Origin of the sequence: Streptomyces sp. NBC_00286 (assembly GCF_036173125.1) — a bacterium.
Classification (GTDB): Bacteria; Actinomycetota; Actinomycetes; order Streptomycetales; family Streptomycetaceae; genus Streptomyces.
In genome coordinates this window covers 2774736-2789455 of record NZ_CP108054.1, presented here as the reverse complement: position 1 = coordinate 2789455, position 14720 = coordinate 2774736, and the positions used below count along the sequence as shown (strand labels likewise).

Sequence of the window (14720 nt, the reverse complement as noted above, 5' to 3'; positions counted from 1 at the left end):
GGCGCGGGCCCGCACTCGTGCTCAGAAGTCGAACGCGGCGCGGAGGATCTTGTACTCCACCGGGTTCATGTCCACGGACTTCGCCTTGGTCGCGTTGATCGAGTGGACGAGGGTGCGGGAGAGGTCGGGAGTCGTGGCGATCATCGTGCGATAGCCGGGGCGGGAGCCGGACTTGAGCCAGAGGGCGAGGCCGTCGTTCTCGTAGTACTGCAGGCCCGCACTCATGGTCGCCTCCCCCTCCTCGACCTTCGGCAGTGTGAGCATTTCCTGCTTCAGCAGGGGCTTCGGGACGACCTTTCCGCGGAACAGGCCGAGGAGCAGGCGTTCCAGGTCCGCGGTCGTGGAGATCATGTCGCCCGCCGCCCAGCGGTCCGACATGTTCCATTCCGTGGCGTCCACGAGGCGGCCGTCGGTGAGTCTCTGGTAGCCGCGGTTGTGGGGGCCGTGGATGCGGGGGTCGGGTCCGCAGGGGAAGGATGTGTCCCGCATGTCGAGCGGCTTGAAGATCCGTTTGGCTGCCTGGTTTTCGTACGAGTCGTTCGTGACCTTCTCGATGAGCATGCCGAGGACGGTGTAGTCGATGTTGCCGTACTGCTGCCGCTTGCCCGGATCGAAGGCGCGCCCCTTGGCGACGGAGGAGGCCACGACCTCCTCGGGCGTCAGCGTCTTGTAGCGGTTCTTGAAGCCCTCCCCGTCCTCGGGGCCCAGTGAAATGCCCGGCTTCAGCCCACTGGTGAAGGTCAGCAACTGCCGGACGGTGATGGGGTCGAAGTCGTCCGAGAGCAGGCCGGGAAGGTACGTCTGGATGTGCCCGTCCAGGTCCACCTCCCCCTTGGCCGCGAGCTGAAGCACGACGGCCGCCGTGACCACCTTGGTCGTGGAACCGGCCCGGAAGCGTCCGTGCTCCAGGGCGGCGCGACCGGTGGCGAGGTCGCGTACGCCGGAGCTGCCGTGCCAGCTGCCTCCCGTGCCGCCGACCCGTACGAGTGCGGCCGTCGCTTCCTTGTCCGACAGGTCCGGTAAGTCGGCGATCGCGGCGCGCAGGGCCTTTTCGTTCGGGCCGGGGGCCTCCCGTACGACCGTTGTGGCGGGTGAAGCCGCGGCGGCCCCGGCCAGGGGGCCGGCTGCCAGGCCGAGGACGACGAGAGCGGCGCAGGCGGTACGGACACGGATATGCATCGGGCGGCTCCTCAAGGCGGGTGGATCTTCATCCTCCGTGCGTACGCCGCCCGTGCGGATCATCACCGAGGAGGGTGCCGCCCCTTGGTTGGCCCCCCAGTCAACTGACGTGCGGGCCAAGGGTGTTGTCAGGGGGCTCCCCTAAGGCTGTCCGCCGAACCCGTGCAAAAACTGTTATCGCGGTGAGGTTCCCGCCGTCTCCTGTGCACACACGGCACGCGTGGCACGCAGGCCCACCTGGCACCATGCCTCACAGCGATGGCTGAGATTGTGCGTCCGGAAGGCGGCGTAGGAGATGACACGTGTGCGGGAAGGGACGTACGTGGACGGTCGGCAGTGGCGTACGACCATCGCGGCAGCGCAGGCCGGTGACCGGCGGGCCCTCGATGAGCTGGTCGAGGGCTGGCTGCCGCTGGTCTACAACATCGTCGGCCGTGCGCTGAACGGTCACGCCGACGTCGACGACGTCGTGCAGGAAACCATGCTGCGGGCCGTGGACAACCTCGGCTCGCTGCGTGATCCGGACAGTTTCCGCTCCTGGCTGGTCGCCATCGCAATGCGGCAGATACGCGACCGGGCCCGCCGCCGTACGTCCGAGTCGCTGGCCGAGGACGCCGCGCACGACGCCGCCGACTTCGCCGAACTGACCGTGCTGCGGCTCCAGTTGGAGGGGCAGCGGCGCGAGGTCGCGGAGGCGGTGCGCTGGCTCGACGACGAGGACCGGCAGCTTCTGTCGCTGTGGTGGCTGGAGGTCGCGGGCGAGCTCACCCGGCGCGAGCTGGCGTCGGCCCTGGGCATCAGCCGGCAGCACACCGCCGTACGCGTCCAGCGGATGAAGGCACGTCTGGAGACCGCGCGGGGCATCGTGCGGGCGCTCGACTCGTCGTGCGGCGAACTGCGTGAGGTCACCGCCCGCTGGGACGGGCAGCCCGACTCGGTGTGGCGCAAGCGGCTGGCCCGGCACATACGGGACTGCCGCCAGTGCTCAGGGCGGCACGAGAAGGTTGTACCGGCCGAACGCCTGCTGGTCGGGCTCGCCCTTGTCCCCGTCCCGGTCGGCTTCACGCTCTCGCTGGTCTTCGGCGGCAAGACGGCGGTCGCCGCGACGACGGCCGCCACGACCGTCGGCTGGTCCGCCAAGATCGTCGGTGCCCTCACCAAGCCGGCGGTGGCGGTGACGGCCGGGGCGACGATGGCCGCGGGCGGCGCGTACGTGGTCACACAGCCGCCGGACTCGCCGCCACCCCGGGTCGCGGCGCCCACGGCGGCGAGCACGACCCGCCCGAGTCCGTCGCCCACGCCGACCCCCACGCCCTCACCGACGAGACGGGCCAGCCTGTACGGAACGGTCGTCGACGGCGTCGACCGGGCCCCCGACCCGAACGCGCGCCCCGCCGAGCTGCCACGCCGGCCCGAATCCGGCATCACCAGCACCGGCGGCCCGCGAGCCGTGATGCAGCACCGCGGCAACAACGTGACGCTCAGCGGCCAGGGCTACGTACTGGTGCGCTGGCAGATATCCCCGCACGACCGGCCCGGCGGCCTCACCATGCCGACCTGGACCGGCCTGAGCGGCAAGCTCTTCCACGTCGCGTCCGGCGGCGGCCGACGGATGGACGACGCCGGCGGCACCCGGCCCGGCTACGCCACCGGAATGGGCGGCCCGGACGTCGGCTTCACCGTCCTGCCGGAAGGCACCCAGCAGATGTGGCAGAACGAGTACTTCTACGTCGACGGCACCGTCACCTTCAACGTGAACGAGCGCGGCGCCTCCTACGGCGTCGCGGTCTCCCCCACGGACTGGGAAGCGGTGAACAAGGACATCAACACCGGCCCCGACCAGGGCGCCATCCGCTACGGCCTCACGCGGGACAACGGCAAGGACACGGCACCGGTGCCGCAGTACGTCACACGGTCGCGGCCGGCTGATCCGGCGACGGTGCCGCAGAGGTCCCAGGTGAGGACTTAGGGCGTTTCGCCCCTCGCTCCACGAAGAGCGCGCAGCGTGTCGATGCGGTTCGTCGTGATCGAGTCGGCTCCCGCGTCCAGGAGGCGGCGCATGGAGCGGCGGGTGTCGGGGGTCCACGCCGACAGGAGGTAGCCGTCGCGGTGGACGCGGTCGGCGAGGCCGCGGTCGACCAGGCTGAAGCGGTAGTTGAGCCAGCGGGGACGGATCGCTTCGAGGAGGGCGGGGCGTGGGGGCGCGAGCGTGGTCCAGGTGAGGGCGATCTCCGCGGCGGGGTCGGCCGCGCGGACGGCGAGCATGGTCTCGGCGCCGGCGCTGTAGTACACGCGCTCGTCGGCGCCGAGATCGCGGATGACGTCGACGATCCGGCGCACGGCCCGGGGGTTCGCGGCGCCCGGCAGGTCGACCATGAAGCGGCCGTGATCGGTCGCCTTCAGGGCCTCCTCCAGGGTGGGAACCCCACCCGAGGTGAGCCCGTGCACCTCGTCCGCCGAGAGCGAGAGCAGCGGCCGGTCGTGCTCCCACAACCGCTTCAGCGTCGCGTCGTGCAACAGCACCGGCACATCGTCGCGGGTCAGCCGGACATCGAACTCGACGGCGTCCGCGCCCCGCCCGAGCGCGGAACGCAGCGAGTCGATGGTGTTCTCGCGGACGCGATAGGGGTCGCCGCGATGGGCCACGGCAGTCACGGAGCGCATGGGCCCATTGTGCTGGGTCAGTTCGCGAGCCACGCAGCGGTGTACGTGTCGATCTCTCCGGCCAGCTTCGCCTTGCCGACCGGGTCGAGGAAGGACGCCTCGACGGCGTTCTTGGCGAGCGCGGCGAGACCCTGTTCGTCGAGGTCGAGGAGGCGGGCGGCCACCGCGTACTCGTTGTTGAGGTCCGTGCCGAACATCGGCGGATCGTCGGAGTTGATCGTCACGAGTACCCCGGCCCGTACGAACTCCTTGATCGGGTGCTCGTCGAGCGTGCGGACCGCGCGCGTGGCGATGTTGGAGGTCGGGCAGACCTCCAGCGCGATGCGGTGCTCGGCGAGATGCACGAGCAGCTTCGGGTCCTGCGCCGAACTCGTGCCATGCCCGATGCGCTCGGCGCGCAGCTCGGTGAGGGCATCCCAGACGGTCCCAGGACCGGTCGTCTCACCCGCATGCGGCACCGAACGCAGCCCGGCCGCGATCGCCCGGTCGAAGTACGGCTTGAACTGCGGCCGGGCCACGCCGACTTCGGGCCCGCCGAGCCCGAACGAGACCAGGCCCTCCGGACGGAGCTTGTCCGTGGTGGCGAGCCGGGTGGTCTCCTCGGCGGCCTCGAGACCCGCCTCTCCCGGAATGTCGAAGCACCAGCGCAGTACGGTCCCGAAGTCGGCCTCCGCGGCCTTGCGGGCGTCCTCGATCGCGGCCATGAACGCGCCCTCGTCGATGCCGCGACGGGTCGAGGAGAACGGCGTGACGGTCAGCTCGGCGTACCGGATCTGCTGCCGCGCCATGTCGCGGGCGACCTCGTACGTGAGGAGGCGTACGTCCTCCGGGGTGCGGATGAGGTCCACGACGGAGAGGTACACCTCGATGAAGTGGGCGAAGTCCGTGAACGTGAAGTAGTCGACCAGTGCCTCGGGGTCGGTCGGCACCTTGGAGTCGGGGTGGCGGGCGGCCAGTTCGGAGACGATACGGGGGGAGGCGGAGCCGACGTGGTGCACGTGGAGTTCGGCCTTGGGGAGCCCGGCGATGAAGGTGTGCAGGTCGCGCGGGACCTGCCCGGTGGGCACGGTGGGCGGGACGCTCGGGTCGCGGTGGTCGGTCACGGGTTCCTCCCCGGGAACGGCGCCCTGCCTTTGTGCGGCGGGCGCGGGTGATCGGCTGATCGGGTGGTGCGTGGATCATCGTAAGCCGGGGTGTTGGGGGCGTGGTCCGGCCGTAGCATGACGGGACGTTCGAGAGAGGGGACTCCGCGTATGTCCGACGCCGCGCAGCCGCCGGGTACGCCGGGGGGCGGTGCCCCGAACCCTTGGGCTCCGCCCGAGCACCGGGCTCCCGCGGGCGGAGCCCCTGGTTCCGGGCCGCAGGACGCGACTGCCCAGCCGGGGGTTCCTTTGGGCAAGGCGGGTGCTGGGGCGGATGCGGGGAGTCGGGCGCCTTCCGTGCATGATCAGCCGACGGTCACCTCGATGCCGGGGGCGGGGGCGCCGCCTTCGCCGGGTGTCCAGGGCTGGGCCGATCCGGTGGCGCCGCCGGGGGTGGCTGGCTCTGGTGGTCCGTTCGTGGGGCCGGGCGGTGGGTCCGGGGATCCCGTTCCGCCGCCGCCCGTCTCGCCGGAGGGGCCGGGGCAGGTGCCCTATGGGTATGGGTACGGCTACCCGGGGCAGGCCTACTACCCGGCCGCCCCGGGGGCCGGGCCCGGTTATGGCTGGCCCGGGATGCCTATGGGGCCGAGCAATGGGATGGGTACGACCGGGCTCGTGCTGGGGATCGTCTCGGCCGTCGGTTTCTGCCTCTGGCCGGTGGCCATCATCACGGGCATTCTTGCGGTGATCTTCGGTGGGATCGGGCGGGGTAAGGCGCGGCGTGGTGAGGCCACGAACGGTGGCCAGGCCCTGGCCGGGATCATCTGCGGAGCGGTTGGCACCGCGCTGGGCGTGGCCATGCTCGTGCTGCTGCTCATAGCTCCGGGCCTGCGCTAGGGGCTCCGCCGGGCGAGGGTTTCTTTTCCCCAGCCCCGCCCCTTCCCGAAACTGGGGGCTGCGCCCCCAGGCCCCTCTGCCTCCGGCGGGGTGGGTGGGGCACCTTCGGCGGGGTGGGTGGGCGCCTACCGCGGGTGGGTGGGGTGCTCACCGTGAGTGGGTGGGTGCCTACCGGGGTGGGGTGTTGGGGTCGTGTCGCGGCTGCGGGTGCGTTGTGGCTGGTCGCGCAGTTCCCCGCGCCCCTGAAAAGCCTGCGACTGCCCGCGCCCCGAAGAGCCAGCGAACCGAAATAGCCCGCGATCTGAAAAAGTCCGTGCCCGGAAGGCGCCTGCGCCCCGAGCAACCCCGCGGCCCGGAAAGCCAGCCCCCGGAGGGAACCCGGACCCCCTACTACTCGCACCCTCCCGCCGGCGGGAGGGGACGTGGGCCGGTGCGTCGTATGCCCGTCGCTTAGCTTCGGTCTGGGCATACCAGCACCCTGTGGAAGCAAGGGGTCGTATGCCCTGTTGGCGACGGGCTGACGCACCGGACCGCGGCCCCGCACCCACCACGCACCCCAGGGGCGCGGGGAACTGCGCGAGCAACCACAACGCACCCGCAGCCGAAAACGAACCCGACCGCCCAACCGACGGAGGCACCCCGCGGGGCGGTGTCAATTTGCGGCTCCGCCGCGTGGGCGCGACCAGCCACGACGGCGCCGCAGCCGACAACGAACCCACTGCGCGAGCAACCACAACGCACCGTCAGCCGAAAACGAACCCAACCGCCCCACCGCCGGAGGCACCCCCACCCCAACCGATTCCGTCGCTTAACCAAATGGCAACAACGGAATCACTTGTTGGACAGGCCCCCCTCTGTCAGGATCGGCCTTCAAATCGAGCTGGAGCCACGCCACCCCCTCCCTGGAGGGGATTGCGACGGCGGAGGAGATCGACATGGACCACCTACGCAACGGCCGGACCTCCCTCAGCCGCCGCTCGCTGCTGCGGGCCACCACCGGTGGCGCGCTCGCCCTCGGTGGCGCCGCAGCGCTGAGTGCTTGTGGGATCCCCGCGGCTAAGAACACCGCTGGGGTCGACTCCGAGGACCACTCGGCCAAGGAGAAGCGGATCAGCTTCTCCAACTGGACCGAGTACATGGACGTCGACGAGAGCGAAAAGCGGCACCCCACCCTCGACGCGTTCACCAAGCGCACCGGCATCAAGGTCAAGTACACCCAGGACATCAACGACAACGTCGAGTTCTTCGGCAAGATCAAGCCACAGCTGGCAGCGGGCCAGGACACTGGCCGCGACCTCATCTGCGTCACCGACTGGCTCGCAGCCAGGCTCATCCGCTTCGGGTGGGTCCAGAAACTGGACCCGTCCAACCTGCCGACCGCGTACGCCAACCTCTCCCAGCAGTTCCGCAACCCCGACTGGGACCCGGGACGGGCGTACTCCTATCCCTGGACCGGTATCTCCACGGTCATCGCGTTCAACAAGAAGGCGCTCGACGGCGAGGAGGTGAAGTCCGTCTCCGACATGCTCGACAACCCCAAGCTCAAGGGACGCGTCGGCTTCCTGTCGGAGATGCGCGACAGCGTCGGCATGACGATGCTCGACATGGGCAAGGCCCCGGGGAAGTTCACCGACGACGACTTCGACGCGACGATCGACCGCCTCCAGAAGGCCGTCGACAAGGGCCAGATCCGCCGGTTCACCGGCAACGACTACACGGCCGACCTCACCAAGGGTGACTTCGCGGCCTGTCTCGCCTGGGCCGGTGACGTCGTCCAGCTCAAGGCGGACAACCCGGACGTGGACTTCGTCATCCCGGACAGCGGCTACCTGACCTCCACCGACAACCTGCTGGTCCCCAACAAGGCCCGCCACAAGACCAACGCCGAACGGCTCATCGACTACTACTACGAGCCCGGCCCGGCGGCACAACTCGCGGCGTACATCAACTTCGTATGCCCCGTGGACGGTGTGAAAGCCGAACTCGCGAAGATCGACGAGGACGCGGCGAACAATCCCTTGATCATTCCCGACGCGGCCATGGCCGCCAAGTCGCGCTCCTTCCGCTCCCTGAGCAGCAAGGAAGAGACGGCCTACGAAGAGAAGTTCGCAAAGCTGACAGGGGCGTGACCTCCATGACGAACGACAACAGCGGTGACGTCCGCCTCTCCGGGATCAGTAAGACGTACGGCTCCTTCACCGCCGTGCACCCGCTCGACCTGACCGTCCCCCAGGGATCGTTTTTCGCCCTCCTAGGGGCCTCGGGTTGCGGAAAGACCACCACCCTGCGGATGATCGCGGGTCTGGAGGAGCCCACTTCGGGAAACGTGTCCCTGGGAGACCAGGATGTGACGAACCTGCCCCCCTACAAGCGGCCGGTGAACACCGTCTTCCAGTCGTACGCCCTCTTCCCGCACCTCGACATCTTCGAGAACGTCGCCTTCGGTTTGCGCCGGCGCGGCATCAAGTCGGTGAAGAAGCAGGTCGGGGAGATGCTCGACCTCGTCCAGCTCGGCGAGCAGGCCCGCAAGAAGCCGCACCAGCTCTCCGGCGGCCAGCAGCAGCGCGTCGCCGTCGCCCGCGCCCTGATCAACCACCCCAAGGTGCTGCTGCTCGACGAGCCGCTCGGCGCCCTCGACCTCAAGCTGCGCCGCCAGATGCAGCTCGAACTCAAGCGCATCCAGACCGAAGTGGGCATCACCTTCATCCACGTCACGCACGACCAGGAGGAGGCCATGACGATGGCCGACACGGTCGCCGTGATGAACGCGGGCCGGGTCGAGCAGCTCGGCTCGCCCGCCGACCTCTACGAGAACCCGCAGACCACCTTCGTCGCCAACTTCCTCGGCACTTCCAATCTCATCGAGGCCGAGGTCGACACCACCAGCGGTGACGAGATCGTGCTCAAGGCGGGCGGCGGCAAGCTCTCCCTGCCGGCCGCACGCTGTTCGGCGCCCACCACGACCGGCGGCAAGGTCCTCGTCGGCATCCGCCCCGAGAAGATCTCCCTCACACACGCCGACGACGCGGGCTCGATCTCCGAGGGCCGTAACCGCATCTCCGGGAAGATCGCCGACACGAGTTTCATAGGCGTTTCCACGCAGTACGTCATCGACAGCCCCGTCTGCCCCGAGTTCGAGGTCTACGCCCAGAACATCGACCGCGATGCCCGGCTCGTCCCCGGCACCGAGGTCGTCCTGCACTGGAGCCCGGCGCACACCTTCGGGATGGACGCGACCCAGGACATCGACGCGGGTGTCGAGACCGTCGGAGAAGAGGCCTCGGCATGACGACCGTCACCGAGGCGCCACCGCCTCTCGCACCCACCCCGCAGAAGAAGCCCCCGCGCAGAAGAGGCCGCCTCACCCCGTACTGGCTGCTCCTGCCCGGCATCCTCTGGCTGCTGATCTTCTTCGCGCTGCCGATGGTCTACCAGGCCTCCACGTCCGTGCAGACGGGCTCCCTGGAGGAGGGCTACAAGGTCACCTGGCACTTCGCGACCTACTGGGACGCGATCTCCGAGTACTGGCCGCAGTTCCTGCGCTCGGTCCTCTACGCAGGCACCGCCACCGCCCTGTGTCTGCTGCTCGGCTACCCGCTCGCCTATCTGATCGCGTTCCGCGCCGGCCGCTGGCGCAATCTGATCCTGATTCTGGTGATCGCGCCGTTCTTCACCAGCTTCCTGATCCGTACGCTCGCCTGGAAGACGATCCTCGCGGACGGCGGCCCGGTCGTCGGCGCCCTCAACTCGCTGCACCTGCTGGACGTCACGAGCTGGCTCGGCCTCACGGCCGGTGACCGCGTACTGGCCACGCCGCTCGCGGTGGTCTGCGGACTCACGTACAACTTCCTGCCGTTCATGATCCTTCCGCTCTACACCTCGCTCGAGCGCATCGACGGACGCCTCCACGAGGCGGCGAACGACCTGTACGCCAAGCCGTTCACGACCTTCCGCAAGGTGACGTTCCCGCTGTCCATGCCGGGTGTCGTCTCCGGCACGCTCCTCACGTTCATCCCCGCAAGTGGTGATTACGTCAATGCCGATCTGCTCGGCTCCACGGACACCCGGATGGTCGGAAACGTGATCCAGGGCCAGTTCCTGCGGGTTCTCGACTATCCGACGGCCGCGGCTCTTTCGTTCATTCTCATGGCCGCGATCCTCATCATCGTCACGCTCTACATTCGCAAGTCGGGGACGGAGGATCTGGTCTAAATGTCCCTCGTACGCTGGCTCAAGCGCCATCTCGTCGTCATCGCGGGCCTGTTGACGCTCGGATATCTGCTCCTGCCGAACGTCATCGTCACGGTCTTCTCCTTCAACAACCCCAAAGGGCGCTTCAATTACGAATGGCAGCAGTTCTCCACGGAGGCGTGGACCGATCCGTGCGGGGTCGCCGATCTGTGCGGCTCGCTCGCGCTCAGCCTGCAGATCGCGGCCTGGGCGACGCTCGGCGCCACGGTGCTCGGCACGCTGATCGCCTTCGCGCTGGTCCGCTACCGCTTCCGCGCGCGGGGCGCCGTGAACTCGCTGGTCTTCCTTCCGATGGCGATGCCCGAGGTCGTGATGGCCGCCTCCTTGCTGACGCTTTTCCTCAACATGGGGGCTCAGTTGGGTTTCTGGACGGTCCTGATCGCCCACATCATGTTCTGCCTCAGCTTCGTGGTGACAGCCGTCAAGGCTCGCGTCATGTCGATGGACCCGAAGCTGGAAGAAGCCGCACGCGATCTGTACGCCGGACCGTTCCAGACCTTTGTCCGGGTCACCCTGCCCATCGCGGCCCCCGGAATCGTCGCGGGAGCGCTGCTCGCCTTCGCGCTCTCCTTCGACGATTTCATCATCACCAATTTCAACGCGGGCGCGACGGTCACCTTCCCCATGTTCGTCTGGGGCTCGGCACAACGCGGCACACCGGTCCAGATCAATGTCATCGGTACGGGAATGTTCATCGTCGCCGTACTGATCGTGCTGGCCGGAATGGTCATCAGCGGTCGCCGGAACAGGCAAAAGGCATGACCACACAAGGCATGTCCCGTTGGACAAAGTCGCTCTCCGACGCCCAGCCCGGCTCCTACTGGCTGGACGACCCCGCAAAACCCCACCCCGAGCCCGCCCTCACCACCGCCGAGACCTGCGATCTGCTCGTCGTCGGGGGCGGCTACAGCGGACTGTGGACTGCGCTGCTCGCCAAGGAACGCGACCCGCAGCGGGACGTCGTACTCGTCGAAGGCAGGGAGACGGGCTGGGCCGCCTCCGGCCGCAACGGCGGCTTCTGCGCCGCCTCGCTCACCCACGGCCTGGCCAACGGACTCGCCCGCTGGCCCGACGAAATCCACACCCTCGAGAAGCTGGGCGCCCGCAACCTCGACGCCATCGAGGCCACCGTCACCCGCTACTCCCTCGACTGCGACTTCGAGCGCACCGGCGAGATCGACGTCGCCACCGAGCCGTACCAGGTCGCCGAACTCCGCGACTGGCACGGGGAGTTGGAACGCCACGGACTCGCGGACGGCCTCGAGTACTTGGACACCGACGCCGTACGGCAACAAGTCGACTCACCGACATTCCTCGCCGGCCTCCACGACCGCCACGGCGTAGCGCTCGTGAACCCCGCCCGACTCGCCTGGGGCCTCAAACGCGCCTGCGTCGAGCAGGGCGTCCGTGTGTACGAGCACACGCCCGCGCTCACCTTGAAGGCATACGGCGCCGGTATGGCCGTACGCACTCCGTATGGCAGCGTCCGCGCCCGCCACGTCGCCCTCGGCACGAACATCTTCCCCAACCTGGTCAGACGCGTGCGCCCGTACACCGTCCCGGTCTACGACTACGCGCTGATGACCGAGCCACTCACCGAAGCCCAACTCGCCTCCCTCGGCTGGAAGAACCGCCAGGGCCTCGGCGACAGCGCCAACCAGTTCCACTACTTCCGCCTGTCGGCCGACAACCGCATCCTGTGGGGCGGCTACGACGCGGTCTATCCGTACGGCGGCCGGGTGCGCGCCGAGTACGACGACCGCCCGGAGACCTACGCCAAGCTCGCCGGGCACTTCTTCACCTGCTTCCCGCAGATGGAGGGCGTCCGCTTCACCCACGCCTGGGGCGGCGCGATCGACACCTGCTCCCGTTTCTCGGCCTTCTTCGGCACGGCACACCACGGGCGGGTCGCCTACGCGGCGGGCTACACCGGACTCGGCGTCGGAGCGACCCGCTTCGGCGCGGACGTGATGCTCGACCTGCTGGCCGGGGAGCACACGGAACGTACCTCCCTGGCCATGGTCCGCAAGAAGCCACTCCCCTTCCCGCCGGAACCCCTCGCCTGGACCGGCATCACCCTCACCAAGTGGTCGCTGGCACGGGCGGACGCGCACGGCGGACGGCGCAATCTGTGGCTGAAGGCGATGGACAGACTGGGCCTCGGCTTCGACAGCTGAGGCGGCCGCGGTACGGGCTGCTAGCGGCGGGAGTGCAGGAACGCCCGCAGCCCGATCAACAGCATCGCGCTCAGCACCAGACTCGCCACCACATCCAGCGGCCAGTGGTAGCCGCGCCGGACCAGCCCGAAGCCGACGGCGCCGACCAACACCAGGCAGCCGAGGGCGAGTTCACGACGGACGTACGGGCCGCGCAGCCAGGGCAGCAGAAGGAGTACGGCCGCTCCGTAGGCGACGGCGGCCGTCGCCGTGTGACCCGAGGGGTAGTAGCCGTCGCCCGCCATGCCGGGCGGTCCCGTGCGCCCCACGGCTTCCTTCAGCGGGACGACCAGCGCGGGTACGGCGGCCATGGTGACCAGGGCCGCGAGTGCCGGCAGCCACCAGCGGGGCGTACCGGCGTGACGCGCGCGCCAAGCGACGTACGCGAGCGTCACGACCAGGACGGGGACGGCGACCGTGAAGTTGCCGAGATCAGCGAGGAGTTCGGCGAAGCCGTTCGGCAGTGGGCCGTTCGCGATCGCCCGGCCGAGGCGCTCGTCGGCGCGGCGCAGCGGGCTGTCGACGGCGACCTGCCAGGTGAGGAACGCGAAGAGCAGGGCCAGAGCCGCGAGGGAAAAGGTCGGCCGCCCCGGAACAGGGGGGGTAGTTCCGAGGCGGCCGCAAAGACCGGGTCGTCGCTCGCCCCGGGGGGTTTGGGGCGGGCGACTGTCCGATCGGTGAGGAGACCCTCCGGAGCCGGAGGCTCCAGTAGTGTGCGCGAGGGCACGACCAGGGCGAAGCTGGGGAGGCCTCGACCCTGTATCGCCCACAGTCCCCTGTGGGCGGGGTGTATCTCTCATCTGGGTAGAACCTACGACAGGGGATCGGCGTCCGACAGACCGATAGGCCTCCCCTCATGCACCTCGCACACGTTCTTCACATGCTGCGCGCGGTAGCGGAACCGGATGAGAGAGTTCCTGCTCAGATGGGGCTCAGATGCGGGTGAACGCCTGCTCCAGGATGTCGAGGCCCTCGTTCAGCAGCTCGTCGCCGATGACCATGGGCGGCAGGAAGCGCAACACGTTGCCGTACGTGCCACAGGTCAGGACCAGCAGGCCCTCCTGGTGGCAGGCCTTGGCGAGTGCGGCGGTGGCCTCCGGGTTCGGCTCCTTGGTCGTAGGGTCCTTGACGAGCTCGATGGCGATCATGGCGCCCCGGCCGCGGACGTCGCCGATGATCTCGTACTTCTCCCGCATGACACTCAGACGGGCCTTCATGACCGACTCGATGTGCCGCGCCCTGGCGGCCAGGTCGAGCTCCTTCATCGTCTCGATCGAGCCGAGGGCGCCCGCGCATGCGACCGGGTTTCCGCCATAGGTGCCGCCCAGTCCGCCCGAGTGCGCGGCGTCCATGATCTCGGCGCGGCCGGTGACGGCGGCCAGCGGCAGACCACCCGCGATGCCCTTCGCCGTGGTGATCAGATCCGGGACGACGCCCTCGTCCTCACACGCGAACCACTGACCGGTGCGGCAGAAACCTGACTGGATCTCGTCGGCCACGAAGACGATGCCGTTGTCGCGGGCGAACTCGCTGAGCGCCGGCAGGAAGCCCTTCGCCGGCTCGATGAAGCCGCCCTCGCCGAGGAGCGGCTCGATGACGATCGCGGCCACGTTCTGGGCGCCCACCTGCTTGCTGATCTGGTCGATGGCCTGCGCGGCGGCCTCGGGGCCGCAGTTCTCCGGGCCGGTCGGCCAGCGGTAGCCGTACGCCACCGGTACGCGGTAGATCTCCGGCGCGAAGGGGCCGAAGCCATGCTTGTACGGCATGTTCTTCGAGGTCAGCGCCATCGTCAGATTCGTACGGCCGTGATAGCCGTGATCGAAGACGACGACGGCCTGGCGCTTGGTGTGGGCGCGGGCGATCTTGACGGCGTTCTCGACGGCCTCGGCGCCCGAGTTGAACAGGGCCGACTTCTTGGCGTGGTCGCCGGGGGTCAGCTCGGCCAGTGCCTCGGCGACGGCCACGTAGCCCTCGTACGGCGTGACCATGAAACAGGTGTGGGTGAAGTCCTGGAGCTGGGCGCTCGCCCTGCGTACGACGGCCTCGGCGCTCGCGCCCACGCCGGTCACGGCGATTCCGGAGCCGAAGTCGATCAGCCGGTTCCCGTCGACGTCCTCGATGATCCCGCCGTCCGCGCGCGCGGCGAACACGGGCAGCACGGACCCCACACCGGCCGCGACCGCGGCAGTGCGGCGGGCCTGCAACTCCTGCGACTTCGGGCCGGGGATGGCGGTGATGACGCGGCGCTCCTGCGGAAGTGCGCTCATGAGGGCTCCCTGGGGTGGTGCGGCGGGTCCGCACGGACAGTCGGTTTCTTTCATCGCACGCTAGGGCTGGGCCCGGGGAGTGGGCATGCTCCATGTGGGCGTTGTCGGCCTGCTGGGTTGTCCGCGGTGGACATGGCAGTGGCCGAGGGGTCGGCCACCGCCCG

11 protein-coding genes and 1 pseudogene are annotated in these 14720 nt (G+C 69.1%); 7 read left to right on the top strand and 5 right to left on the bottom strand.

The window, feature by feature from the left end; translation table 11 throughout:
* Window positions 1-21: 21 nt before the first annotated feature.
* Window positions 22-1179, bottom strand: coding sequence for a serine hydrolase domain-containing protein (locus OHT21_RS12465; protein WP_328768338.1), 1158 nt, complete (start codon window positions 1177-1179; stop codon window positions 22-24).
* Between the two features lie 295 nt (window positions 1180-1474).
* Between OHT21_RS12465 and OHT21_RS12460 the strand changes: the two genes are divergently transcribed.
* Entirely contained in the window at window positions 1475-3148 is a 1674-nt protein-coding gene (locus OHT21_RS12460; RefSeq protein ID WP_328768337.1) for an RNA polymerase sigma factor, read from the top strand.
* Here OHT21_RS12460 and OHT21_RS12455 read toward each other — a convergent pair.
* Both OHT21_RS12455 and OHT21_RS12450 read right to left on the bottom strand, forming a co-directional pair.
* Complete coding sequence (locus OHT21_RS12455) at window positions 3145-3843, bottom strand: glycerophosphodiester phosphodiesterase (protein WP_328768336.1); 699 nt, start codon at window positions 3841-3843, stop codon at window positions 3145-3147. The genes OHT21_RS12460 and OHT21_RS12455 overlap by 4 nt on opposite strands.
* A 17-nt stretch (window positions 3844-3860) precedes the next feature.
* Window positions 3861-5065: pseudogene (locus OHT21_RS12450) on the bottom strand (adenosine deaminase).
* A 517-nt stretch (window positions 5066-5582) separates the two neighbouring features.
* Between OHT21_RS12450 and OHT21_RS12445 the strand changes: the two are divergent.
* The 6 genes from OHT21_RS12445 to OHT21_RS12420 all read left to right on the top strand — a co-directional run bounded on the left by OHT21_RS12445 (window position 5583) and on the right by OHT21_RS12420 (window position 12250).
* Window positions 5583-5822, top strand: coding sequence for a DUF4190 domain-containing protein (locus OHT21_RS12445; RefSeq protein WP_328768335.1), 240 nt, complete (start codon window positions 5583-5585; stop codon window positions 5820-5822).
* 935 nt (window positions 5823-6757) lie between these two features.
* Window positions 6758-7951: a polyamine ABC transporter substrate-binding protein gene (locus OHT21_RS12440; RefSeq protein WP_328768334.1), complete on the top strand. Its 1194-nt coding sequence runs from the start codon at window positions 6758-6760 to the stop codon at window positions 7949-7951.
* A 5-nt stretch (window positions 7952-7956) separates the two neighbouring features.
* Window positions 7957-9111 (top strand): ABC transporter ATP-binding protein, encoded by a 1155-nt coding sequence (locus OHT21_RS12435; protein WP_443050353.1) that lies wholly within the window; start codon window positions 7957-7959, stop codon window positions 9109-9111.
* Window positions 9108-10034: an ABC transporter permease gene (locus tag OHT21_RS12430; RefSeq protein ID WP_328768332.1), complete on the top strand. Its 927-nt coding sequence runs from the start codon at window positions 9108-9110 to the stop codon at window positions 10032-10034. The genes OHT21_RS12435 and OHT21_RS12430 overlap by 4 nt, the downstream gene beginning before the upstream one ends.
* Complete coding sequence (locus OHT21_RS12425; protein WP_328768331.1) at window positions 10035-10835, top strand: ABC transporter permease; 801 nt, start codon at window positions 10035-10037, stop codon at window positions 10833-10835.
* Window positions 10832-12250: an NAD(P)/FAD-dependent oxidoreductase gene (locus tag OHT21_RS12420; RefSeq protein ID WP_443050352.1), complete on the top strand. Its 1419-nt coding sequence runs from the start codon at window positions 10832-10834 to the stop codon at window positions 12248-12250. Before OHT21_RS12425 ends, OHT21_RS12420 begins: the two co-directional genes overlap by 4 nt.
* A 20-nt stretch (window positions 12251-12270) precedes the next feature.
* Here OHT21_RS12420 and OHT21_RS12415 read toward each other — a convergent pair whose 3' ends face one another.
* Complete coding sequence (locus tag OHT21_RS12415) at window positions 12271-12684, bottom strand: phosphatase PAP2 family protein (protein ID WP_328768329.1); 414 nt, start codon at window positions 12682-12684, stop codon at window positions 12271-12273.
* Between the two features lie 537 nt (window positions 12685-13221).
* Complete coding sequence (gene gabT, locus OHT21_RS12410) at window positions 13222-14556, bottom strand: 4-aminobutyrate--2-oxoglutarate transaminase (RefSeq protein WP_328768328.1); 1335 nt, start codon at window positions 14554-14556, stop codon at window positions 13222-13224.
* Between the last annotated feature and the right edge of the window lie 164 nt (window positions 14557-14720).

What these genes read in the sequence shown, in the direction of transcription:
- OHT21_RS12445 (WP_328768335.1), top strand. Translation starts at nt 5,583, where the DNA reads ATGGGTACGACCGGGCTCGTGCTGGGGATCGTCTCGGCCGTCGGTTTC.
- OHT21_RS12465 (WP_328768338.1), bottom strand. Translation starts at nt 1,179, where the DNA reads ATGCATATCCGTGTCCGTACCGCCTGCGCCGCTCTCGTCGTCCTCGGC.
- OHT21_RS12420 (WP_443050352.1), top strand. Translation starts at nt 10,832, where the DNA reads ATGACCACACAAGGCATGTCCCGTTGGACAAAGTCGCTCTCCGACGCC.
- gabT (WP_328768328.1), bottom strand. Translation starts at nt 14,556, where the DNA reads ATGAGCGCACTTCCGCAGGAGCGCCGCGTCATCACCGCCATCCCCGGC.
- OHT21_RS12460 (WP_328768337.1), top strand. Translation starts at nt 1,475, where the DNA reads ATGACACGTGTGCGGGAAGGGACGTACGTGGACGGTCGGCAGTGGCGT.
- OHT21_RS12435 (WP_443050353.1), top strand. Translation starts at nt 7,957, where the DNA reads ATGACGAACGACAACAGCGGTGACGTCCGCCTCTCCGGGATCAGTAAG.
- OHT21_RS12425 (WP_328768331.1), top strand. Translation starts at nt 10,035, where the DNA reads ATGTCCCTCGTACGCTGGCTCAAGCGCCATCTCGTCGTCATCGCGGGC.
- OHT21_RS12455 (WP_328768336.1), bottom strand. Translation starts at nt 3,843, where the DNA reads ATGCGCTCCGTGACTGCCGTGGCCCATCGCGGCGACCCCTATCGCGTC.
- OHT21_RS12440 (WP_328768334.1), top strand. Translation starts at nt 6,758, where the DNA reads ATGGACCACCTACGCAACGGCCGGACCTCCCTCAGCCGCCGCTCGCTG.
- OHT21_RS12430 (WP_328768332.1), top strand. Translation starts at nt 9,108, where the DNA reads ATGACGACCGTCACCGAGGCGCCACCGCCTCTCGCACCCACCCCGCAG.